This is a genomic window from Ruminococcus sp. (assembly GCF_045129435.1).
Taxonomy (GTDB): Bacteria; Bacillota; Clostridia; order Oscillospirales; family Acutalibacteraceae; genus Ruminococcoides.
Genome location: NZ_JBGVJL010000197.1, coordinates 1 through 25653 on the forward strand (window position 1 = coordinate 1; position 25653 = coordinate 25653).

Below are 25653 nucleotides of genomic sequence, written 5' to 3' on the forward strand. Positions count from 1 at the left end.
TGCAAAGACAAAAAATTTAGGTCGAGCCTTTTTAAAGGCTCGTGGGTTTGGGCAACGCCCAAGAAAGCTGTTTCAATTGCAAATTTTTAGGCACAAACAGCAACGCTGTTTGTGTGCTAAAGCAAAGTTTGTTAAAACAGGCGACAGCCTTTAAAAAGAAATACTTCATTAACAAATGATAAAGAAGAATGGCTTTTTGTGTTGCTGTCGCAATTATAAGGCATTCACTGTTTCTTTCAAGCTGCCAAACAGCAGACTGTTTGGCTATCGGAAATTTACGTAAGCCGAAAGTATTTGTGGGCTTTGCCCACACCCACAAACTTTGAAAAAGGTTGACCAAATTTTTATTTTCGAGTATAAATTCTGTGCTAATTCAAGAAAAATTTCCCGACCATTATTTTGATTGCTGTTATCTTTATTTAGAATAAAATTTTTTCATTTAATTTGTGATATTTTTGCCTATAAAATTGTTCATATATTGAAAGGCCTTTCGTAATAACAAATTTCATAAGGAGGAAAGGTATGACTGACAACGAATTTAATCGAATTTCTGAGCAATACATTGACATTGTTTATCGCAGTGCAATAAATATTTGCAAAAATAAAAGCGATGCAGAAGACGCTGTTCAGAATACCTTTTTAAAGCTGTTGAAATGTGACATAGATTTTGAAAATGATGATCATATCAGAAAATGGCTTATTAGGGTTGCGGTAAATGAATGTAAAAATATTTGGAAATCTCCGTGGAACAGTAAAATATCTTCTTTTGAAGTGCTTGAAAAAGAACCGGTATATATTGAAAATGAAAAATCCGAACTTTTTTCTGTGGTAATGTCACTTCCTCAGAAGTACAGCATAGTTTTGCATTTGTATTACTATGAGGATTACAGTGTGCGGGAAATTTCGCAGATACTCGGCATTTCTGAAACCAATGTGCAAACCAGACTTATGAGAGCAAGAAAAAAGCTGAGGGTACAATTAAAGGAGGCGTGGAATGATGAAACAATTTAAAAGTAATAAGGAATTTTATAAAAGTACATTTGATGATATTCACGCATCTGATGAGCTTTTAAGAAAGGTGCAGGCTATGAATAAAGAAAAAACTAACAAAAAAACACACGCTATTCGCAAGGTGATTTATATTGTTGCAGCTGCAGCAATATTGCTTGCGGCAAGCAACGCTGTGGTTTATGCAGCTACAGGCGAAACCTTGTTTGAAACAATCCTTGTTGTTTCGATTGATGAGCGAAACAATAAAATTTTAAAAACCGATTTGGTTGGCGACAATAAAATCGAATACAACGAAAGTGTTGATGAAAACGGTAATAAAAGTATTTCGGTTGATTCAGACGGTGAGAATGTTGAGGGCGATGCTGTCGGTGATGCAAACTTGGTGAGCAAGGACGGCAGAGTTTATCTTGAAATTGCTAATCTTAATTATAGCAGCGATATTACAGACGACCTTGCTGACGGAAAGGCAGAAGTTAAAGTTAAAGATGCGGATAATAAAGAACATACTGTAAAAATCACAGGAAGTGTCGATAGCTATACAATAGAATTTGATTGATTGCTAACATAAGGTTAAAGCAAAAAGTCGGGGTAAATTATGATTCAGCAGAAAGCTTCGGGTAATTAACATAAAATTTAGGTCGAGCCTTTTTAAAGGCTCGTGGGTTTGGGCAACGCCAAAGGAAGCTGTTTTCATTTTTATTAGGCACAAACAGCAACGCTTTTTGTGTTGCTGTCGCAATTATAAAGCTTTCGCTATTGTGTTTAAGCCGCCAAGCACCTGCTGTTTGGCTATCGGAAATTTACGTAAACTTAAAGTATTTGTGGGCTTTGCCCACACCTACAACCTTTAAAAAGGTTGACCAAATTTTTATGTCCGAGTGGAAAATTCAGGCAATTTAAATACTTTTAACTCTCGACCGTTACTAAGTTATTGTTGGGAACAAGAAAATTATTGCTTTGCAAACTGTCTTCTCGTAATAAAAACATAATTAAACAGTCACCGTCTATAATGGGTGGTGACTGTTGTTTTGTGCGAATTTTTATGATAAAATTAAACCTAATATGATTGTCAGGGGAATGTTTATGAAAAGAATTTTTGCTGTGATTGTTTGTGTTGTGATGATGTTTGCTTTTTCGGCTTGCGGAAATGCGGAAAAAACCGAGAACAATCTTTTCGAGTCGGCAGAGGTAACGCAGAATAACAGCGGCGAAAAAATGTTTTCAAGCATGGAGGAATATGTAAATGCCGAGGGAATGCAGAATGCCATTGCGGATATGAAAAAATCGCTTTCAGGAATGTATGATTTTAATTGCATTGCCGAGGGGGACAGCCTTGTGTATGAGTACAGATATAAGGAAACCGTAGGCGAGGACGCATTAGCGGAGGTTAAGAGTGCTTTTGACAATAAATTTGAGGAAATGAAACCTACAGTAAAATCGCTGATGAAGCAGATAGTTGAAAATGTAGATGTGCAAGAGCCGAGAGTGGTGCTGAGATTTTGCAACAGCGACGGAAGCGTAATTGCGGAAAAGATTTTTGATAAAACGATTTTGAATTAACGTGAAATAATCAGCGTTACTTTTGTGCCGATTGATATTGTTTTTCCATAGAGCAAAAATATAATTAAATTAAAAATTGCCCCGTCAGGGACTGACTTAATGATTTTAGGTTCTGTTTTTAATGCTGATTTAGCAGAGAATTTCGGATAAATAATATAAAATTTAGGTCGAGCCTTTTTAAAGGCTCGTGGGTTAGGGCAACGCCCAAGAAAGGCTGTTTCCTTTGCAATTTGTAAGGCACAAACAGCGTTGCTGTTTGTGTGCTAAAGCAAAGTTTGACAAAACAGGCGATAGCCTCTTAATAAGAAATGATTTATAAAAAATAAAATGAATGTTATTTCTGTTTTGTGTTGCTGTCGCAATTATAAAGTATTCGCTGTTGAGTTCAAGCCACCAAACAGCAAGCTGTTTGGCTATCGAAGCTTTGCGTAAGAGAAAAGTATTTGTGGGCTTTGCCCACACCCACAACCTTTGAAAAAGGTTGACCAAACTTTTTTGTTCGAGTAGAAAGCGTATACAATTTTAAAACTTTTAACTCCCGACCTTTACTAAGTCATTGTCGAGAACAAAAAAATTATTATTTTGCAAACTATCTTCTTGTAATAAAAACTATAATTTACACCAACTATTTAAAAAGAACCGTTTTTTGTACGGAGGTATTTTTTATTTATAAAGCCAACTCAATATATATCAATATATATAATATATAAGAATATATTTTTATTCATTTTATAATTCTGAAACTAAAAAATAATGCACCTGAGTGTAATGCTTAAATCTCTACACGGTGTCGGGTGTTGCATTTTGAAGTAAAAAACAACTCCGTAGGGATTATTTTCCTGCGGAGAATTTTATTTGCCGAAATTTCAAAATTTCTAAAAAATTTTTGCTTTTTTAGAAAAAAGCTCTTGACAAGCTCCTTTTGGTAGCGTAAAATAGTACAATGTACCATAATGGGGTTATGTACCGATATAATCGGTCAAATCGTCAAAAAATTTTTTCTTACAGGGGAATATTATCACAAAATTCCCAAAGTGTCAAGAGGTTTTTTTGGCAGGGGCATTGCCCTCAAATTTATTAAGGAGTGATACGCCTATGGTTAATGTCAAACCCGTTAAGCTCGGCAGTCGTGAACGAATGAGCTTTGGCAAAATCAATGAAGTTATTGATATGCCTAACCTTATTGATGTTCAAAAGCAGTCTTATAAGTGGTTCCTTGACGAAGGTCTTAAAGAAGTATTTAAGGATGTTTCCGGAATTACAGACTATCAGAATAATCTTGTGCTTGATTTTATTGATTATTCAATTGATGTTGATCACCCTAACTACAGCATTGTTGAATGTAAGTCAAGAGATGCAACATTCTCTGCTGCATTGCGTGTAACAGCAAGACTTTTAAACAGAGCTACAGGTGAGATTAAAGAGAGCAATGTGTTTATGGGTGACTTCCCACTCATGACACCAAGCGGCACATTCATCATCAACGGTGCTGAGCGTGTTATTGTATCTCAGCTCGTACGAAGCCCTGGCGTTTATTATAAAATGGACCATGACAAAACAGGTAAGGAGCTTTACAGTGCAACTGTTATTCCTAACCGTGGTGCATGGCTTGAGTACGAAACAGACATCAACGATGTTTTCTATGTTCGTATTGATAAAAACCGTAAGCTTCCCGTTACATCATTTATCAGATCTTTAGGCCTTGGCACAGACGCTGAAATTCTCGATTTCTTCGGCGACGACGAAAGAATGAAGGCAACAATCGAAAAGGACCAGACACATACAGTTGAGGAAGGTCTTATTGAGGTTTACAGAAAGCTCCGTCCGTCAGAGCCTCCTACAGTTGACAGTGCTCAGCAGCATATCAATAATCTTTTCTTTGACCCCGGCAGATATGATATGTCAAGAGTTGGCAGATATAAGTACAATAAAAAGCTCGGTATTGCCGACAGACTTGAAGATCAGGTTATTGCTGAGCCGATTTCTAACCCACGCACAGGCGAGGTTATGGCTTTCAGAGATGAGAGAATCTCTAAGGAAAAGGCCCTTGAAATTGAAAATGCAGGTGTAAAGGTTGCATTTGTTAAGGCTCCGGACGAAAAAATCGTTAAGGTTATTTCTAACGGTATGGTTGACATCAATGCTTATGTTGACTTTGACGCCGAAGCTGAGTGCGATATTCGTGAGAATGTTCGTTTTGATGTTCTCTGCGAAATTCTTGATGCCGCTCAGAATCAGGACGAGCTCAAGGAAATGCTTGCAGACAGAGCAGACGAGCTTGTTCCTAATCACATTACAAAAGATGATATTTTTGCTACAATCAACTACCTCAACTGCGTTGCTCACGGTGTTGGCAGAACTGACGACATCGACCACCTCGGCAACAGAAGAATTCGTTGCGTAGGCGAGCTTTTGCAGAATCAGGTAAGAATCGGTTTCTCAAGACTTGACAGAGTTGTAAGAGAGAGAATGGCTACACAGTCACAGGATATGGACTCTCTTTCTCCTAACTCACTTATCAATATTCGTCCTGTAACTGCCGCAATCAGAGAGTTCTTCGGTTCTTCTCCGCTTTCACAGTTCATGGATCAGACAAACCCACTTGCTGAGCTTACTCATAAGCGTCGTTTATCAGCACTTGGTCCTGGCGGTCTTTCAAGAGATCGTGCAGGCTTTGAGGTTCGAGATGTACACTACACCCACTACGGCAGAATGTGTCCTATCGAGACTCCTGAAGGACCTAACATTGGTCTTATTTCATACCTTACATCATTTGCAAGAATCAACAAGTACGGCTTTATTGAGTCACCTTACCGCAAAATTGATAAGGAAACAGGCGTAGTTACCAACGATGTTGTTTATATGACAGCTGATGTTGAGGATAACTATACTGTTGCTCAGGCGAATGAGCCTCTTGATGAAAACGGCAGATTTGTTCATGCAAGAGTTGTCGGCAGACGCAGAGATGAGTTCGTTGACCTTCCTGCCGAAGAATTCGACTTTATGGACGTTTCACCTAAGCAGGTACTTTCTGTTGCTACCGCTATGATTCCGTTCCTCGAAAACGATGACGCAAACCGAGCACTTATGGGTGCGAACATGCAGCGTCAGGCTGTGCCACTTCTCAGAACTGACGCACCTATCGTTGGTACAGGTATGGAGTATAAGGCAGGTACAGACTCAGGCGTATGTATTCTTGCCGAGGATGACGGTGTTGTAGTGAGCGTTGACGCCCGCAACATTCGTGTACAGTACGATTCAGGTAAAGTTCAGGATTATGAGGTTATCAAGTTCCTCCGTTCAAACCAGGGTACTTGTATTAACCAGCGTCCTATCGTTGAGAGAGGACAGAGAGTTAAGAAGGGCGAGGTTCTCGCTGACGGTCCTGCTACAGACCATGGTGAAGTTGCTATCGGTAAAAATGCACTCATCGGCTTTATGACCTGGGAAGGTTATAACTACGAGGATGCGGTTCTCCTTAACGAAAAAATTGTTAGAGATGATGTTTACACATCTATTCATATTGAGGAATATGACACAGAGGCAAGAGATACAAAGCTCGGCCCTGAGGAAATTACAAGAGATATTCCAAATGTCGGCGAAGATATGCTCAAGTACCTTGATGAAAACGGTATTATTCAGGTAGGTGCTGAGGTACACGCAGGCGATATTCTCGTAGGTAAGGTTACACCAAAGGGTGAAACCGAGCTTACAGCCGAGGAAAGACTTTTGAGAGCAATCTTTGGCGAAAAGGCAAGAGAAGTTAGAGATACTTCACTCAGAGTACCACACGGCGAGAGCGGTACAGTTGTAGATGTTAAGGTATTTACAAGAGCCGACAGCCGTAACGAGCTTCAGACGGGCGTAAACAAGGTTGTAAGAGTTTACCTTGCATTAAAGCGTAAAATCAGCGTTGGCGATAAGATGGCAGGTCGTCATGGTAACAAGGGTGTCGTTTCAAGAATTCTCCCTGTTGAAGATATGCCATTCCTTCCGGACGGTACACCGCTTGACATCGTACTTAACCCATTGGGCGTACCTTCTCGTATGAACATCGGTCAGGTACTTGAGGTTCACCTCGGCTATGCAGCTAAGGCACTTGGCTGGAAGATTATGACCCCTGTATTCGACGGTGCTCACGAAGGCGATATTTTCCAGGCACTTAAAGATGCCGGCTACAGCGAAGACGGTAAGACATGGCTTATTGACGGCAGAACAGGTGAGCGTTTTGACAACCCTGTAACCGTTGGTTATATGTACTACCTCAAGCTCCATCACCTCGTTGATGAAAAGATTCACGCAAGAAGCACAGGTCCTTACTCACTCGTTACACAGCAGCCTCTCGGTGGTAAAGCACAGTTTGGCGGTCAGCGTTTCGGTGAAATGGAAGTTTGGGCACTTGAGGCTTACGGTGCTGCTTATACGCTTCAGGAAATTCTTACTGTTAAGTCTGACGATGTTATCGGCAGAGTTAAGACCTACGAGGCAATCGTTAAAGGTCAGAATATTCCTGCTCCTGGTATTCCGGAGTCATTCAGAGTTCTTATCAAAGAATTGCAGTCACTTGCTCTTGATGTTCGTGTTCTTGATGCACAGGGCGAGGAAATTGACATTAAGCAGAAGTTTGATGAGGACGAGGACATCACAGATGCAGCTACAACCGAGTTTAACGAGGAAAGCGTAATGACAGAATCAATGGACGGCTACAACCTTGACGAAGACGGCGAGGAAGGCAATATGTTTGATGATTCAGGTCTTGCTGCTGATGATGACGACAGCGACTATTATGACTTTGATGACGAAAACAAGAATGATATGTAAGGAGGAAGTACAAAATGATAGATAATAACGCATTTGATTCAATTAAAATCGGACTTGCTTCCCCTGAGCAAATTAGAGCCTGGTCTTACGGCGAGGTTAAAAAGCCCGAAACAATCAACTACCGTACATTAAAGCCTGAGCGTGACGGCTTGTTCTGCGAGCGTATTTTCGGACCTACAAAGGACTGGGAATGCCACTGCGGTAAATACAAGAGAATCCGTTTTAAGGGCAAAATTTGTGACCGTTGCGGTGTTGAGGTTACAAGAGCAAAGGTAAGAAGAGAGAGAATGGGTCACATTGAGCTTGCTGCTCCTGTTTCTCACATTTGGTATTTCAAGGGTATTCCTTCAAGAATTTCCCTTATGCTCGACATCTCTCCAAGAACACTTGAATATGTTCTTTATTTCTCAAGATATATTGTTACAGACCCGGGCAACTGCCGTGACCTTGAAAAGAATCAGTGTCTTACTGAAAAAGAGTACGCTGAAATGCGTGAGAAGTATGACAATGACTTTGAGGCAGGTATGGGTGCTGAGTCTATTCAGAAGTTACTCAAGGAAATTGACCTTGAGCAGCTCTCTGCTCAGCTTAAGGAAGAGCTTGAAACAGCGTCAGGCCAGAAGAGAGTTCGTCTTCTCAAGCGTCTTGATGTAGTAGAAAGCTTCCGTCTTTCAGGCAACCGCCCTGAGTGGATGATTATGGATGTTGTTCCTGTAATTCCGCCTGATATTCGTCCTATGGTTCAGCTTGACGGCGGCAGATTTGCTACCTCTGACCTTAATGACCTTTACAGACGAGTTATCAACAGAAACAACCGTCTTAAAAAGCTCCTTGAGCTTAACGCTCCTGAAATCATCATCAGAAACGAAAAGAGAATGTTGCAGGAATCTGTGGACGCTCTCATTGACAACGGCAGAAGAGGCAGACCTGTTACAGGTCCTAACAACCGTCCGCTCAAGTCACTTTCTGATATGCTTAAAGGTAAGCAGGGCCGTTTCCGTCAGAACCTTCTCGGTAAGCGTGTTGACTACTCAGGCCGTTCGGTTATCGTTGTAGGTCCTGAGCTTAAGATGTACCAGTGCGGTCTTCCTAAGGAAATGGCTATTGAGCTTTTCAAACCGTTCGTTATGAAACGCCTTGTAGAAACTAAGGCTGTTATCAATATTAAGGCTGCAAGAAAAGCAGTTGAGCGTGCTAAGGACGAAGTTTGGGATGCACTTGAAGTTGTAATCAAGGGACACCCTGTTCTTCTCAACCGTGCACCTACACTTCACCGTCTTGGTATTCAGGCATTTGAGCCTGTACTCGTTGAGGGTAGAGCACTTAAGCTTCACCCACTTGCTTGTACAGCATATAATGCAGACTTTGACGGCGACCAGATGGCTGTCCATGTACCGCTTTCTGCTGAGGCTCAGGCTGAGGCAAGATTCCTTATGCTCGCAGCGGGCAACCTTCTTAAACCATCAGACGGTCAGCCTGTAACAGTTCCTACACAGGATATGATCCTCGGTTCTTACTACCTTACACTTGATAAGGACGGAGAGCTTGGTGAGGGCAAGGTATTCAGAGATGTTGACGAGGCTATGATGGCTTACCAGATGGGTGTTATTCAGCTTCACTCAAAAATCAAGGTAAGATACGAAAAGGAATTTGACGGTGTTATGTGCTCTGACCTTGTTGATACAACAATCGGTAAGATCATCTTTAACAACCCAATTCCACAGAACCTCGGTTTTGTTGACAGAAGCAAGCCTGAAAACCGCTTTAAGCTTGAGGTTGACTTCCTTGTTGGTAAGTCTAAGCTCAAGAAGATTATTGATAAATGTATTAAGATTAACGGCACAGAGATAACAAGCCATGTTCTTGACCACATCAAGGCACAGGGCTATAAGTATTCTACAAAGGGTGCTATTACAGTTGCCGTTTGTGACGCTGTTATTCCTCCTGCAAAGAAGGAAATCATCAAGAAAGCAGAAGCAGATGTCGATGTAGTTCGTGAGGATTATATGATGGGTCTTCGTTCAAACGAGGAGCGTTATGAGGAAGTCCTCAAGATTTGGGAAAAGGCTACAAACGATGTTACCGATGCACTTCAGAAAAACCTTGACCGCTACAACCCAATCTTTATGATGGCTGACTCAGGTGCCCGTGGTAGTATGAGCCAGATCCGTCAGCTTGCAGGTATGCGTGGTCTTATTGCCAATACATCAGGTAAAACAATCGAAATTCCTATCAAGGCTAACTACCGTGAGGGTCTTAACATCATGGAATACTTTATTTCATCTCGAGGTGCTCGTAAAGGTCTTACCGATACAGCTCTTAGAACAGCCGACTCAGGTTACCTTACCCGTCGTCTTGTTGATGTATCTCAGGAAGTTATCATTCGTGAGGACGACTGCGGTACTACTGACGGTCTTGAGATTTTCGACATTAAAGCAGGCGAAAACAATGTTATCGAGGGACTTCACGAAAGACTTATCGGCAGATACCTCGTTGACGATTTCTGCGATTCAAATGGTAATACCCTTGTTTCAAAGGATATTATGATGGGCGACAAAGAGGCAGACATAATCGTAAACAGTGGTGTAGAGAGAATTAAGATTCGTTCTGTACTTTCTTGTCGTGCTAAGCACGGTGCTTGTAAGAAGTGCTACGGCTCTAACCTTGCAAACCGTCAGCCTGTAACAGTCGGTGAAGCTGTTGGTATTATTGCCGCTCAGTCAATCGGTGAGCCTGGTACACAGCTTACAATGAGAACATTCCATACCGGTGGTGTTGCATCGGCAGAAGATATTACACAGGGTCTTCCAAGAGTTGAGGAGTTGTTCGAGGCTCGTAAGCCAAAGAGCCTTGCAATCATCAGTGAAATTGACGGTGAAGTTAGATTTGAAGAAATCAAAAATGCTCGTCACGCTGTTGTATTCAACGCTCAGACAGGTGATGAAAGACAGTACCTCATTCCTTTCGGCTTCAGAGTTAAGGTTCAGGAAGGACAGATTATCAAGAAGGGTGACAAAATCACCGACGGTGCTGTAAACCCACACGATATCCTTGCAATTCTCGGTTCAGACGCAGTAATGAACTACCTTATTTCTGAGGTACAGAGTACTTACCGCTTACAGGGTGTTGAGATCAACGATAAGCACATTGAGGTTATCGTTCGTCAGATGATGCGTAAGGTAAGAGTTGAGGACGCAGGCGATACTAAGTTTATGTCCGGTCAGACTTATGATAAGAACGATGTTCTCTTTGAGAATGAGCAGATTAAAAAGCGTATTGCAAACGGTGAGGAAAACCTCAGAGAGGCGACCTTTACTCAGCTTCTCCTTGGTATTACAAAGGCAGCACTTGCAACAGACAGCTTCCTTTCAGCCGCATCATTCCAGGAAACAACAAGAGTTCTTACAGACGCAGCTATCAAGGGTAAGGTTGATCCGCTTATCGGTCTTAAAGAAAATGTTATCATCGGTAAGGTTATCCCGGCAGGTACAGGTATGCCAAGATACGCAGGTGTAAAGCTCGATGAGCCAAAGCCTGAGGTTGAGGAAACAGAGGAAAATGCTGTAGAGGCAACTGAAACTGCTGATATTGCTGAATAATTTAATATAAATTTTGGTTTAATATCAAAATTATTAACCCGACAATAACTAAGGTTGTTGTCGGGATTTCTTTTACGGCTCTTTTTCAATAGTTGGGGTAATTATGGTTTTTATTACGAGAAGATGGTTTGCAAAGTAATAATTTTCCTATTCCCGACAATGACTTAGTAACGGTCGGGAGTTAAAAGTATTGAGATTGTCTATGCTTTCTGCTCGGACGAAGAAATTTAGGTCGAGCCTTTTTAAAGGCTCGTGGGTTTGGGCAACGCCCAAGAAAGCTGTTTCCGTTGCCTTTTATTTGGCACAAACAGCGTCGCTGTTTGTGTGCTGACGCAAAGTTTGTCAAAACAGGCGACAGCCCTTTAAAGAGAGATAATTTATTAGGAAAAAATAATGGCTTTTTGTGTTGCTGTCGCATTATAAGGCTTTTGCCATTGTGATTAAGCCGCAAAACAGCTTGCTGTTTGGCTATCAAAACTTTGCGTAAGCTGAAAAGTATTTGTGGACTCTGTCCACACCTGCAACCTTTGAAAAAGGTTGACCAAATTTTTATGTCCGAGTAGAAAACTTAGGTAATTTCAAAACATTTATTTCCCGACCATAACAAAGCAAAAAACGCCGATCATCAACTGATAATCGGCGTAAAATATTACTTATTATGTTTTTGCTGTTAATATGCCTGAATTACCGACATCAATTTATCAGGTGTGATCTGAGTATATCTCATTCCGTCAAATACAAGGTCATTGCCGTCAAATTCATAGTCATAAGTATCGGTCTGCTCTCCGCCCATATCGTACACAGCAGTCACCTTATTAAGCTTTGTACTGTATGTAAAGTATGTAAATGTTGTGCCGTATGAGTTGCAGTACATTCTTCCGTCATCACCGAAATAATAGTAAAGTCCTGTGCCGGAATCCCACGCACCTACAAGCTTTTTGTCAATCTGCGGGTTCTCAGGTGCAGTTGTAACAAATTCAGGATTTTCTACCTTTTCAAGCACAGAATCCTCACCGTTGTTTGTTATGGTAATCTTCTTGCCGTCATCAGCCGCTACATATGAATATTCGCCGTTAATGCCAAACATAAGCTGGCATTTAAAGGTTTCGTTTCCCGTTGCCTCGTCTGTGCCTACGGTGTATGTGCCGCAGTATCCCATATTTCCGACTATAATCGACGCACCGCCGTCACCGTCAAACAGATAGATAAAGCTCTTTAAATTTGAGCCTGCACCGTCCGCAATTTTCCAATAGCCGACAAACGGATCTGAATCATTCTCCTTTGGTGCGTGTAAGCCTTCAAGACTAAAATTCACTCCCTCCTGCGGGATAGTAGTTTCCGCCTGTGTTGCCTGAGTTTCAGTCGGTGCTACGCTCTGCTCGTTGCCGTTTGTACAGCCAACAGCAAGTACGGCAAGCATTGAGCATACAAGTGTTGTGATTATTGATTTTGTAAAAATTTTTTTCATCTTAAAATTACTCCAAACAAAAATTTAAGGCAACAGCACCTCGGCTATTGCCCTAACATATTAATTTTATTCTTATCTGCTGTCAAAGTCAATATTATTGCAAAAAATTATGAAGTCATTACTTATCAATGTAGGTTATTTCGGCATTCCTTGTGGAATAGCCAAAAATAGACTGAAAAATATTCAGTGCCACATCTTGTGGTATTTCATACAAAATCACGCAAACAGCCTTATCGCCTTTATCGGTTTCCTTGTGGCTTTTATGGTAATTCAAATAGGTTTTTGAATACTTTTCCGAATACTGAATATCCGTAACTTCTATGGTATCGTTCTTGTTTTTAAGCTCAATTACCGAGATAGCCAGCATATTGCTCTTGAAAAATTCATCGTCATAACGGTTCATAATACTGAATATCTTGTCTAACGGCACAATGTCCGAAACTTTATCGCTCCAGTTTTTGAGTTCATCTACAGAAGTCGCCATAGAGCCAATACTTGAAATTTGTTCAATTACATTTTTTAATTCTTCCATAGAGTTACGCTTTTGTTCGGTTGAATATATATAATCAAAACCGTCATTTGTGCCAAAATAGGTTTCGTCTATTTTACCTGCGTAATAAATGTTTGATTCGTCACTGCTTTTATCATTGTAGCCTGAATTTGCAAAGTAAATGTACCTCGGAGTAAATTCAAAGCTGTGCAGGCATACAAAATTTGCATTGCTCAGCACAAAAATCAGTACAAGGCAGATTGCAAGCCGAAAAATAACCCTGCAATTCAGCTTTGTTATTGCATATATAATGAAAGCACCGCTAAGTGCAACTAGTATCCAGAACAAAACCGGCACACAAAAGCTATACAGCAAAAATTCTCCTGTCGCAAGCACACATTCCGTAACTATGATTACTGCCATATTTTGGGTAGTGAGCGAATGATTTATGTAGCGGTAGGCAAGGAAGATTCCTATGCCAAGGGCAACTGTTATTGCCTCAATGAACAGAAATGACATATTCATTCGAGATTCATCGTCAAAGTACATTCGGGTTGCTTTTAAAATAAATCCTTCTGCAACCAAAAGCAAGCATAAAATTATAGCAACAAAATCTAAAATTCTGAATTTTTTATAAAAGCTTTTCTTTTCGGGAGGTAACTCCTCAGGCGGAAAGATTTCTTCGGGTGAAATAGGTTCGCTTTCGGTAAACTCATCTTCGCCGTAAAACTGTATTTTTTTCATTTTATTCCTCACAAAGTTTTCTTTAAATATACCTGTCTTATATTATAAATAAAAACAAAATTGTTTGTCAATGTTTGACTGAAAAGAGTTCATTAATGGTTAGGTTGTTACGGTCGGGAGTTAAAAGCCTTAAATTTTGACTATGTTTTCTACTCGGACAAAAAAATTTGGTCAACCTTTTTCAAAGGTTGTGGGTGTGGGCAAAGCCCACAAATACTTTTCTCTTACGCAAAGCTTTGATAGCCAAACAGCAGGCTGTTTGGCGGCTTGAACACAATAGCGAAAGCTTTATAACTGCGACAGCAATACCAAACAGAAAATATATTCTTTTTATTTGAAAATTATTTCTTTTTATAAGGCTGTCGCCTGTTTTATAAACCCTTGCTTTAGCACACAAACAGCGTTGCTGTTTGTGCCCTATAAATTTCAATATTGGAAGATTTTATGGGCTCTGCCCATACCCGCAAGCCTTTAAAAAGGCTTGACCTAAATTTTATTTTAATTATCCAAAGCTCTCTGCTAAACCATAATTTATCAATGTTACCAAAAAATTAAAGCAAAAAAAATCCTGCAAGACTTACACAAGCCTTACAGGACTGATTTTAGCATACGATTTTAAATTGTAACTTATGCGTTAGACACAATTCTTTTGCCTCTCCATGTACCCCTCTGCCAACGGATAAACACAATAATTCCTCTGAATATTTCATCACAAGCCATACCTATCCACACGCCTGCAAGTCCCATACCCATTACAATGCCAAGCACATACGCAAGCAATACGCTTATGCCCCACATTGAGAAAATAGCGAGTATTGTCGGGAATTTTACATCGCCGGCGGCTTTCATTGAGTTGATTATTACAATGTTAGTAGTTCTGCCGATTTCAAGGAAGATTGCAATGAACATCATATTTGAGGCAAGTTGTACAACCTCCATATCGCTTGTAAAGGCTCTGAATGTGTAGCCGGAAGCAAGCCAGTTTACTACAGCAATCGAAATGGAGACTATCATACCGATTTTCAGAGTTTTCATAACTCGCTTATATGCAAAGTCATAATCATTCGCACCAACGCTGTGACCTACAATAATCTGAGTAGCAATCGCAGCGGAATAAGCAAACATATATGTAAAGGTACACATCATATTTGCGTAAATTCTTGCATTTATCGCAACCATACCCATTGTGTTGATGAATGCTTGTAGCACAAGTTGAGAAAAGTTGTAGCTGATGTTTTCTCCGGCGGTTGGAATACCGAGCTTTAACAGCTCTTTAAGAATATTGAACGGGAACGGGCGAAGATACTTAATACCAAGTCTGCCGTGAATTACCTTATAGAAGTAAATAACAGCGGTCACAAGTGCAAAAATACGGCTTGAGCAGGTGGAAATAGCCACACCCTCAGTACCAAGGTCAAGGAATGACAGAGGGCCGTAAAGGAAGCAGAAGTTGCCCACGATATTTACAATGTTCATACCAATCGAAACAAACATACCGAGTCCTGTTTTGCCATGGCTCATAAAAATTGAGGCAAAGGCATTGAACACAGCCTGAGTAAAAATTGTACCGCCAACTATTTTCATATACATATTGGCGTCAGGTATCATTTCAGCCGGTACTTGCATAATAATAAGTAGAGGTTCGCTGAACAAAAATACTACAAGGCTGATTACAACGCTTAACGCAAGGTTAAAAGCAATGGCAACCGTATAGATTTTATTCATCTTTTCAAATTGCTTTGCACCCAGATATTGGCTTACCATAACGCCGGTTGCACTCGAAATAATATTGAACGCAAGGTTTAAAAATCCGAGAATTGAGTTTGCGTTGCCGATTGCACCTACTGCAATGTCGTTGTAATTCGACAGCATAATTGTGTCGATGTAGCCAAGTGAAATTCCCAACAGCGACTGAAAAAATATTGGCAGTGCAAGGCTGAACACGGTTCTCTTTAGTGGGTCAACTTGTTTTTTCTTTAATCTGGCAGACGATTCAGCCATAAAAAACACTTCCTTTACAAGATGTATGTTGACTTTATATTTTAATATTGTATAATAAGGTCAATAAATAAACTAATTTTAATCAATAATAGATTTTATATTACGAAAGGATAACCGAAATGAAAATTTGTGTATTTGGTGCTTCAAGTGAGCAGATAGATAAAATTTATATAGATACAGCCGAAAGCTTAGGCAGAGCCATTGCAAACCGTGGTGACGCTGTAATTTACGGTGCAGGCAAATACGGAGTAATGGGTGCTACCGCAAGAGGAGTTTCCTCTGTAAACGGTGAACTTATCGGCGTTTCACCTGAATTTTTTAAGAAAGACAATGTCCTCTACGATAAATGCACCGAGCTTATTTTTACCGACACAATGCGTGAACGCAAGGGCATTATGGAAGATAAAGCAGACGCATTTGTGATTTGTGCAGGCGGTATCGGCACTTTTGAGGAATTTTTTGAAGTGCTCACCTTAAAGCAATTAAGTCAGCACAGAAAGCCTATTGTTATGTACAATGTAAACGGTTATTACGATTCGCTCATAAATATGATGAAAAAGTCCGTATCCGAGGGCTTTATGAGTGATGATTGTCTTAAACTCTTTACTGTAGCAAATACCGAACAAGAGGTTTTTGAGCAGATAGACAATTACGAAGAATATACTTACGATAAGTACGGATTCTTAAAGGAAGGTGAAAACAATGGCTGACCGTTGCGACCAATGCACTTATTTTGTAGAAGACGATGAGTACGGTGATTACTGCTCATTAAGCCTTGATGAGGACGAAATGGAGAAGTTTTTAACCGGAAATACCGAGCAATGCCATTATTTCAGACTTTATGACGAATACAAAATCGTGCAGAAACAAAATTAATTTGTGATTGTAGTTTTCACAAAGCTTACAAAAATGTAATTTTCTATTAAAAAATTATATAAATAATATTATTGTCCTTTTTTTATATGTTATCAAAAAAACACCCTCAATTCAAGGGTGTTTTTTTGTTTTTGTTGTCATTTGTAAATAGATAGGGTAATTTACAGAAATAGTCCATAAAAATATAAACTGTTAAATGTGACGAACTTTTGAAGTTGGATTAGTGCAAGTGTACAAAAGTTATTGTAAATTTGAAATTATCGTTGAAAAAATATGCAAATTGTATTAAAATAGTATAGTAATTTAAAGCAAAGTTTATAAATAAACTACTTCGTTAATGCGGAATTTTACAAGAGAGGAGAGTGTGTGATGAGCTTTTTTAGTAAAATTATTGATAAGATGATGAACGAAAAGGTTTCTCGTCAGAAGCGTAAACGCTTAATAATTTTTATAAGCATTATCACTTTACTCTCAATGGTTACTACCACAGTTGCATGGTTTAGTGTAAATACCTTTGCAGGCGTAGATAACTTAAACCTTAATATTTCCGTAAGTGCACAGCTAAAGGTCGGTATGGAAAATTACGGTACAGACCTCACAAGGTACAGCAAGGAAATCACCAATCAGATGATTGATTCTTATCTAGCAAAAAGCAACACAAGCCTTGCCCAGACCGTACTTGACCCTGTTACAACTACAGACGGAGTTCGATTTACAAACCGCAGCGGTGCATTAAGACAGGCAAACAGCCGTTCATACCTTGAATTTCAATGCTACTTTATAGCAACCGAGGAAATGTGGGTGCACCTCACAACCGAGAGCACCGAGGTTGGCAAGAATGACGGCACAAGGGTTACTTCAACCTCACCATCACCGCAAAACGAGGTCATACAATGCACAAGAGTTGACTTTACTACTCAGACAAACGGCACAGCAATTTACGAGCCGAATAAGGGTACACCGGTAAACGGTCAAACCACCTTTGACTTGCCGTCCGGTACAATGGTTTATTCAAACAGCACCAGACTTTTCCACCTTGACGCACTCACTCCTACTTTAGTTACAATTAGAGTGTGGATTGACGGCGAAGACCCACAATGCGATGATGATGTGCAGAACGCAAACCTTGGCATTCAGCTTGGTTTTATAGGCTGTGACAATAACAACCAGCCTATAGCTTAAATTTATAATTGGGAGTGATTTACTTGTTCTCAAAAAAGAAGAAAAAAACTGAACAGGAAATTACCCCGCAGGAACTTAGTAAATTAAACGATAAGCAAACTGCCGTACCGGAAATTGAGCATTTCCATATCAAAACAGATTCGGCAGAAATTGTCAAATATAGTAAGAGGAAAAGAATTCTTAGTATTATTTTGGGAGTGTGCATTGCGGTACTGCTGATACTTTTCATTATTTCAATGCTTGTCACCCAATGGGGCGATTTGATTATCAGCGTGGACTCTCCCGCAGTAAAAAGGGGAATTGTGCTGAGTGAGGACTCCGAGTTTAAAACTCAGAGTGCCTCTCTTACAGCCAAACAGGTTGAAAATGTAACAAATATTACATATGCGTGGCTGCCTACCGACCTTGACACAAGCAAGGACGGCGAGCACAACGGCAAAAACTATGTTGCCTATACTTTCTATTGTAAAAACAACGGACAGGCCGCCCTCAATTATGACGCCACACTTGAAATCACCGGTGTGGCAAAGTCGGCAGATGAGGCGGCACGAGTGATGGTTTACAAAAACGGTGAGCCATATATCTTTGGCAAGGGCAAGTACGATAATCGTGAACAGGCAGAAACCGATTGCACAAAGTTTGTTGACGATAAAACCGTAATGACCACCCGCTCTGAGAATTTTAAGGTTGACGATGTAGATAAGTACACAATCGTCATTTGGGTAGAGGGCAACGACCCCGAATGTGTTGACGACATCCGCAACGGCCACATCAGAATGAGAATGCTTTTCAGCGTTGAAGATGAGGACGCTACAAAGTAGATATTTAGTGCAAGGCACTTTATATAATAAAACAGTAAAATATCCCTATGGTGTTTTGGGGACAAAAAAATTTTTAGGAGGAATTTCTCTATGAAACAGACATCAAGAAAAAAAGTATTAGTATCATCAATAGCTATGATGATGGTAGCAACCGTATCACTCGGTTCTGCAACATTTGCATGGTTCTCACAGAATACAAAGGCAACAGCTAATGGTGTAAATGTTAAGACAGTTAAGGGTTCAAACCTTGTTCTTTGCGATACAAACAGTACAGAAGCATCAGATTGGAAGAGTACTCTTGACCTTAATATTGATGACAAAAAATTAGAACCGGCTTCAACAAAGGATTGCTCAAACTGGTTTAAAGCAAAAGCTACAGTTTATAATGCAGCAGCAACTGATGAAGGTGGTCGTGGTGAAGTTACAGAAGTAACTAATGGTGAAGCAAATGGCTATTATGTAGCAAGAGAATTTTATGTAAAATCAGTTGCTGAAAGCATTCAGGCTGATTTCCAGATTAATGTTAAGGCAACTTCAGCAGAAGCAAATAACCAGCTCGATTATGTTCGTGTTGCTATGAAGAAACAAGATGGCACACTCACTCAGATTTATGGTAATAAAGCAGATGATAAAGCTTGCCTTACTTCAACAACACCTGAATTAGGTGAGCAGGATATTACAACTGCTGCTATTAAGGGCTCTTTAGATCTTACTGCTGATGAGGGTCAAAAAGTAACTCTCTACATTTGGTTTGAAGGTGAAGATCCAGAATGTAAGGATGTAAACGCTGGAGTAGATGTATCAGTAGATGTTGACTTTACAAAACATACTGCATAATTATATTTAATTTTCCCCGATTGGAGTCCCTGACAAATGAAACAAAAACTTAGCAAAATTTTACACATAGTAGTTGATGTGCTTGTGATACTGGTGCTTGTGGTATCATTGCTCATTGCCACCCTTTCCCTCACAAGCAAAAGCTCAGGGGTTCCTAACATATTTGGCATTGCACCGCTCAGCGTGCAGTCAGGTTCAATGTCAGGTACATTTGAGCCCGGAGATCTGATTTTCTGTAAAGTTACAAATGATCCGTCCACAGAATATCAAAAGGACGACATCGTAACTTTCCCAATAGAAATTGACGGAGTTGACACACTCAATACTCACCGCATTGTCGATGTTATTAAGGATGACAACAATACATATTATCAGACTCAGGGCGACAATAAGTACACTAACCCGGTTGCCGACGAGGCTTTGCAGACCTCATCTACCATTGTAGCAAAATACACCGGTACTAAAATCGGCGGACTCGGTACAGTCCTCAGCTTTTTAAGAACTCAGCTCGGATTTTTCCTCTGCGTTCTTCTTCCAATGATTATTTTCTTCCTTTACGAGGCGGTCAGAGTTGTTCTCAATGTTATTGCCTATAATAAGGAAAAAGCACTTGAGGAGGCTAAGGCTACCGTGGCAAGCTCAGAGCTTACCGAGGAGCAGAAGAAAAAGGCTATTGAAGAATACCTTGCCTCTCTCAATGAAAGCAAAGACGAAACAGACGGAAAATCAGAATAAGTAATAAACACCTGCTTTTTTCTGAATATTCGCCCGGAGCAATTAAAGAGCTTTATCTAATTTTGTCCCTAAGCACTTAGGTGCATTTTGAACGGATGTATTTCTTTTCCACCCTTTGCGGTGGAAAAGAAATATTGCGTTGCCAAAGTTTCGCTTTTTACCCGTATAGATTTTTTTAAGGAGACGACAGCCGTGGATACAGTATTTAAATTTCTGTTTGAATTTCTCGGTCAGTTTTTTGGCTCTCTGTGGTCAATCATAACAGGCTTGTTTACAGGCATCGGAGGAGCATTCGACTTTCCTGCCTACATAAATATAATAAATGCCTATACTACCGAGCTGGGCGGACTTGCCTGGGGTATTGCTATCCTCGCAATCATTTTGCTCATCGCTGTGCTTGGACTTGCTGTCTGGCTCATAGTCGCCTCTGTAAAAAAGTTTATCCGTTCTCACCGCAGAAGAAAGGATACCGATTCGCTTGTTAAAGAGGTGCAGGCTCTCAATAAAGAGGTTATGCGTTTAAACCTCGAAAAGGACAAAATCCTTTCTATGAAGGTTTCTCAGATCGGTCTTAATCCTAACGAAATTTCAGAGCTTACCGGCGAAGAAATCGAATCCCTTAACGGCGAAAACAAAGAAGAAGTGGATACAGGCGAGAAGAGATTTTACAAACTTGCCGAAATCGACGAACTTTGGGCAGATTATCAGCCTCCTGTATATGATGATGAAATCACACTCCCTGAGTTTTGCGACAGATTCAGACTTTTTGCCTGCTCAAAACTCGGACTTTACTACGATATTAAAATTATCAGACTTTTCGTTGCAGCATTTGCATCAACAAGACTTATCATTCTACAGGGTATTTCCGGTACAGGTAAAACCTCACTTCCGTATGCCTTTGGTAAGTTTGTAAACAATCCGGCGGTTATTGCATCTGTTCAGCCGTCATGGCGTGACCGAAGCGAGCTTTTCGGCTATTTTAACGAATTTACAAAGAAGTACAACGAAACCGAGCTTTTAAGAGCTATGTACGAGGCTTCCTACAACGAAAATATTTATGCGGTTATCCTCGATGAGATGAACATCGCCCGTGTTGAGTACTACTTTGCAGAAATGCTTTCTATTCTTGAAATGCCGTCCCGCAGTGAGTGGGTAGTTGATATTATTCCAAATGCGTGGCCGTCAGACCCTAAACACATTGTCAACGGTCAGTTGCAGATTCCGCCGAATATGTGGTACATCGGTACTGCCAACAACGATGATTCTACCTTTGCTATTACAGATAAGGTTTACGATAGAGCTATGCCTATCGACATCAACACAAAGGGAGTTGCCTTTGACGCTCCTCAGACAGATTCTATTTATATTAACTATAAACACTTTGAAAGCCTTCTCAATACCGCAAAAGCCACTTTCGTGGTATCAAATGAGAGTATGCAGAAGCTTAATCTTCTTGACGACTATGTTATTGAGCATTTCAGAATTGCTTTTGGTAACCGTATTGTAAAGCAGCTGCGTGATTTTGTGCCTGCGTATGTCGGTTGCGGCGGTACTGAAATTGACGGTCTTGACTATGTTCTTGCCCGTAAGGTATTCAGAAAGTTTGAGGCTTTGAACCTTTCATACATCAGAGATGAAATTGACGGACTTCTTGCTTATCTTGACGAGTTGTTCGGAGAAGAGAATATGAACGAATGTAAAGACTACTTAAAGATGCTCAAAAAGCTTGTTTAATCTGCAAATAAGGGCGAACTTTGTTCGCCCTTTAGCTGATTGATTGACATTGTTCATTTTTGCTGATAAACTATATATATTGGCGTATAATAAAGCTAAAATTTAGAAGATGAGGAGTTACTGAAATGGTAGATTTTAGTAAGTACTACAGATCCTATAAATATATGCAGGATTTGTTGAAAACAGACTTTACTCACAATTATATTGAGGAAGCCCTCAAAGACGGTGATGAGGGTAAAGATTCTATTGTCGGCAAAACTAATGAAAAAGTAATTGATATGGATTGGGTTATCGCAATCGAAGAAACCCTGCCATATATTCAAAAAGCCATTGACGAACAGCGTAGATTTATCAAACAGGTAGAAAATGTGGTTCGCATTGAAAAAGCTAAGAAAATAGGCACAGATTCCGTAAAGCACCTTGCACAGCATACTTCATTCATTGCAAAGGTTGAAGACGGCAAGGTTACACCTAATAAAATTCTCACAGTAGAGCGTGAAGAAAGCTTTGCAATATATGAAAATCGTGTGCTTTTGACACTTATTCATAAGGCACTTATGTTTGTTGATGACAAATATTCAAAGATGAAAGATGTGCCGAACGATTCATACAATAATATTACAATGAACCGCCACCTTGAGCTTAATCAGCAAAAGTTGGATTTCAGCGTTAATTATGTGAACGAAAACCACGAAACTATGGTTGATGACCTTGATGTTGAGGATATTGAGTCGCTTTCGGATTTTGACCGTATCCGCAGAATTCGTCAGGGACTCAACGAGTGCCTTGCAACCCCTCTTATGAAAGAAATTGCGAAAGAGCCACAGGTAAGACCGCCTCTGACTCAGACAAACCTACTTAAAAAGAATCCGAATTTTAAGAAGGCAGTTGAACTTTGGAACTTCCTTGATACATACAAAAAGCAAGGCTTTGAGATTGTCGGCGAAGAGTATGACGGCAAAATGAGTGACGAAAACAAGCAGGATGTTTATCTTGCAATGGAATTTCAGCATTTTATGATGTCGATTACCACCAATCCGGCACTCAGAAAAATGTTGCAGGAAAAGTACGATGAAGAAAATGCCCTTGCCGAGGCAGAGGCAAAACGCCCTGAAAAGGTTAAGGAAATGGTGCTTGAGGCTCAGCTTGAAGCAGTACGCAAAGAGGAAATGGAAATCCGCTTAAAGGAAATTCGTGAGCGTGAAAAGCAGATTCTTGACCTCAACGCAGAAATCAGAAGTTTAAAAATTACAATCGACCAGAAGGAACAGCAGATTCTCACCCTCAAGGGTCAGCTTTCTGCACTTCAGGACGAACTCGACAATACAAAGAATGAACTTAAAGAAACCAAGTTAAAGTTACTTGAGGCTCAGAAAGAAATTGAAAGACTTAAAGAAGAAATTGAAAAGCTTGTTGCGGAAATTGCACAGCTAAAGAGCAAAATCAAAGAGCTTGAGGCAGTAATCGAGGAGAAAAACAAGGTTATTGACCAGCAACAGGCAGAAATTCGCAGATTGCAGACGGAAAACGAACAGCAAAAGGCTCAGATAGAAGAGCAAAAGCAGAAAATTGAAGAGCAGGCAAAAATCATTAAGACTCAGGAGGGAAAGATTGCACTTCTTGAAAAGAATATTGAGGACTTAAAGAAAGAACTTAATAATGCAAAAGAAGAAATTTCCCGCAGAAATCAGGAAATTCTTGAGCTTAAGGATACACTCGAAAGCGAGAGAGCAAGCCATGCACAGCAGATTGAGCAGATGAATGCTGACTTTGCAGAGAAGTCAAGAATTGCAGAAGAAAACTTCACAAACAAGCTCAACGCAAAGCAAAAAGAATTTGATGACGCCAATACTGCTCACAACGAATATATTGCAAAGCTTAACAATGAGCATACAGAGAAAATCAATCAACTTAACAGCAGCCACAACAGCGAGCTTACAAGCGTAAAAAGCGATTACGAAAATCGAATTGATACTATTAATAAGGAAAACGCTACCGCAACTGCTAATTTAAAGTCTAACTATGAGGGACAGCTTTCTTCAATGAAAGCCGACTACACCGCTCAGATTTCAACCCTTACAAACGATTACGAAAAGAAGGTTTCCGACCTCAATTCTGAAATCAAGGAGCTTAATTCTAACCACGAAAAAGAGCTTAAAGCAGTTAATAAGGCTGCCGACAAGCGTGTGGCAGATTTTGAGAAAACAACCACAAAGAAAATGAACGATACCATTGCCGAGATTAAAAAGCAGGCAAAGGAAGAAGTTCGCAAGGCAGAAAAAGACGCAAAAGAAAAAATTGCCGAGGCAAAGGGCGAAAACAAGCTTTTCAAAAAGAAAAAGGAAGTTTTCGCAGCTGCATACGAGGCAGGCTCAGTTGGTCTTATGGCTATGCTTGCCGAGAAATACGCAAGTGAGGGCAGAGAGGAATTTGCCGATCACCTTGTTTCAGCCACAGCTGCAATCAGAGCAATTATGATTGCACCGACTCAAAAGGGACTCACTCTCACAATGTACACCCACGGTTCAGCCAAGCTTTTAAAGCTTTATCCGGGTGTTACAAAATATGATGTTGCCATTGGCGACACAGTTTCTTCATTCGGCGGAGTTGAGGGACAGCCGGTATTCATCAGCTTTGCAGGCGTTGGCAGCGAGGTTGCCGAGGAAATTGCAGGTAAAATCAAAGAAACAGCCGATTGTAAGGTAACGGTTTCACAGAACAGAAGAATACAGTCAACAGGAATTATTGGCATATATTTTTGCGGAGAATAAGCGAGGTATGCTATGAATAAATCGGCACAGCCCAACAGGAAAACGGGCAGAATGATTATGAAAAATTTAATAGTTCTGCTTACCCTTGCTGTTGTGTGCTTTGTCGGCATTTATTCGTGGTTTTCAACCAAAAGCACCGCAAAAGCGAGCGGACTCAGCGTAAGCTGTCAGGCACCTGACGGTGTAGAAATTGCAGCAGTTGAGCATGGCAAAACACCGCTTGCGTCAGACTACAAAACTAAGCTTGTGCTTGACGAAACAGGCTTTCTTGCAAAGCTTGATATGAGAGAGCTTACAAGTGACGGAGTAACCTTTTATTCACCAAAGCTTACACAGGTAAACGGTGTGGCCGTACCGGATGAAGATGATAAATGGACATTGGCAAATCCTGGTGTTGATTATCTATGCTTTGACCTCTATATGCGAATGCAAAATCCGAGAAAAATATATATTACAGCAGATTCAAGCCTTTCACCGCTTGATGAGGAGCTTACTTGGACGGGTGAAAGCACAAAAAGCAACAACCCAAGTACATACGGCAATTTTTCAAAGGATTGTATGATTGGTGCAACAAGGTTTTCTATATTTGATAGCGATAATAACAGTAAAGTTAAGTGGATTACCCGTCCGGATATTTACCTTAATCAGGACGATACAAATTATTCTGTATTAACAGGACTTACAGATAATTCTTATGGCACATACACACATAATTACTGGAAGGTAACGGAAAACGGCAACACTCAGACAAAAATAAAATCAACCGATGCAGACTTTGTGGCAAGCACAGTAACAAACAGCACCGTTCAGCTCGGTGTAAAAAAAGAAATTGCCAATTTGTCAGGTGCACAAAAATCTGATGACGGTTACTACTACACCCATGTGGTTGTAAACCTTTGGGTAGAGGGCGAAGACGCCGAGGCAAGACTTGCCCTTTCCGGTGGCAAATTCAAGCTGAATTTCAATCTTGACGGAGATCTTGTTAGTTAAAGGCAGGTGAAAC

General features: G+C 40.3%; 17 protein-coding genes. 14 read left to right on the forward strand and 3 right to left on the reverse strand.

From position 1 onward, the window contains the following. The first annotated feature begins 522 nt into the window (after window positions 1-522). From ACJMMI_RS09565 to rpoC, 5 genes are all read left to right on the forward strand, one after another. On the forward strand, window positions 523-1011 hold the full coding sequence (locus tag ACJMMI_RS09565) for an RNA polymerase sigma factor (protein ID WP_405355260.1): 489 nt from the start codon (window positions 523-525) through the stop codon (window positions 1009-1011). Further along, window positions 995-1567, forward strand: coding sequence for a hypothetical protein (locus ACJMMI_RS09570; RefSeq protein WP_405355261.1), 573 nt, complete (start codon window positions 995-997; stop codon window positions 1565-1567). The genes ACJMMI_RS09565 and ACJMMI_RS09570 overlap by 17 nt, the downstream gene beginning before the upstream one ends. A gap of 527 nt (window positions 1568-2094) precedes the next feature. Continuing rightward, window positions 2095-2571 carry a DUF4854 domain-containing protein gene (locus ACJMMI_RS09575; protein WP_405355262.1) on the forward strand — a complete coding sequence of 159 codons (477 nt, stop codon included), beginning with the start codon at window positions 2095-2097 and terminating at the stop codon, window positions 2569-2571. Window positions 2572-3666: 1095 nt separating this feature from the next. Continuing rightward, window positions 3667-7392 carry a DNA-directed RNA polymerase subunit beta gene (gene rpoB / locus ACJMMI_RS09580; RefSeq protein WP_405355264.1) on the forward strand — a complete coding sequence of 1242 codons (3726 nt, stop codon included), beginning with the start codon at window positions 3667-3669 and terminating at the stop codon, window positions 7390-7392. A 14-nt stretch (window positions 7393-7406) separates the two neighbouring features. Beyond that, window positions 7407-10991, forward strand: a complete 3585-nt coding sequence (rpoC, locus tag ACJMMI_RS09585; RefSeq protein ID WP_405355265.1) for a DNA-directed RNA polymerase subunit beta' — start codon at window positions 7407-7409, stop codon at window positions 10989-10991. 670 nt (window positions 10992-11661) lie between these two features. Here the strand turns inward: rpoC and ACJMMI_RS09590 are convergent. The 3 genes from ACJMMI_RS09590 to ACJMMI_RS09600 all read right to left on the reverse strand — a co-directional run bounded on the left by ACJMMI_RS09590 (window position 11662) and on the right by ACJMMI_RS09600 (window position 15694). Next, window positions 11662-12459, reverse strand: a complete 798-nt coding sequence (locus ACJMMI_RS09590) for a hypothetical protein (protein ID WP_405355266.1) — start codon at window positions 12457-12459, stop codon at window positions 11662-11664. Between the two features lie 118 nt (window positions 12460-12577). Then, on the reverse strand, window positions 12578-13693 hold the full coding sequence (locus tag ACJMMI_RS09595) for a hypothetical protein (protein ID WP_405355268.1): 1116 nt from the start codon (window positions 13691-13693) through the stop codon (window positions 12578-12580). A 627-nt stretch (window positions 13694-14320) separates the two neighbouring features. Next, a complete protein-coding gene (locus ACJMMI_RS09600) occupies window positions 14321-15694 on the reverse strand; it encodes an MATE family efflux transporter (protein ID WP_405355271.1) in 1374 nt (457 codons plus the stop codon). Window positions 15695-15813: 119 nt separating this feature from the next. Between ACJMMI_RS09600 and ACJMMI_RS09605 the strand changes: the two genes are divergently transcribed. From ACJMMI_RS09605 to ACJMMI_RS09645, 9 genes are all read left to right on the forward strand, one after another. After that, window positions 15814-16404: a TIGR00730 family Rossman fold protein gene (locus ACJMMI_RS09605; RefSeq protein WP_405355273.1), complete on the forward strand. Its 591-nt coding sequence runs from the start codon at window positions 15814-15816 to the stop codon at window positions 16402-16404. Then, entirely contained in the window at window positions 16397-16570 is a 174-nt protein-coding gene (locus ACJMMI_RS09610) for a DUF6472 family protein (RefSeq protein WP_022234144.1), read from the forward strand. The genes ACJMMI_RS09605 and ACJMMI_RS09610 overlap by 8 nt, the downstream gene beginning before the upstream one ends. A 369-nt stretch (window positions 16571-16939) precedes the next feature. Then, a complete protein-coding gene (locus ACJMMI_RS09615) occupies window positions 16940-17752 on the forward strand; it encodes a hypothetical protein (RefSeq protein ID WP_405355274.1) in 813 nt (270 codons plus the stop codon). Window positions 17753-17775: 23 nt separating this feature from the next. Then, window positions 17776-18573: a hypothetical protein gene (locus ACJMMI_RS09620; RefSeq protein WP_405355276.1), complete on the forward strand. Its 798-nt coding sequence runs from the start codon at window positions 17776-17778 to the stop codon at window positions 18571-18573. Window positions 18574-18663: 90 nt separating this feature from the next. Beyond that, window positions 18664-19410: a hypothetical protein gene (locus tag ACJMMI_RS09625; RefSeq protein ID WP_405355278.1), complete on the forward strand. Its 747-nt coding sequence runs from the start codon at window positions 18664-18666 to the stop codon at window positions 19408-19410. Between the two features lie 36 nt (window positions 19411-19446). Beyond that, window positions 19447-20145, forward strand: coding sequence for a signal peptidase I (locus ACJMMI_RS09630; RefSeq protein WP_405355279.1), 699 nt, complete (start codon window positions 19447-19449; stop codon window positions 20143-20145). A gap of 192 nt (window positions 20146-20337) precedes the next feature. After that, window positions 20338-21879, forward strand: coding sequence for a hypothetical protein (locus tag ACJMMI_RS09635; RefSeq protein ID WP_405355282.1), 1542 nt, complete (start codon window positions 20338-20340; stop codon window positions 21877-21879). Window positions 21880-22004: 125 nt separating this feature from the next. Further along, entirely contained in the window at window positions 22005-24650 is a 2646-nt protein-coding gene (locus ACJMMI_RS09640) for a hypothetical protein (protein ID WP_405355284.1), read from the forward strand. 12 nt (window positions 24651-24662) lie between these two features. Next, window positions 24663-25640 carry a hypothetical protein gene (locus ACJMMI_RS09645; protein WP_405355287.1) on the forward strand — a complete coding sequence of 326 codons (978 nt, stop codon included), beginning with the start codon at window positions 24663-24665 and terminating at the stop codon, window positions 25638-25640. The last annotated feature ends 13 nt before the right edge of the window (window positions 25641-25653 follow it).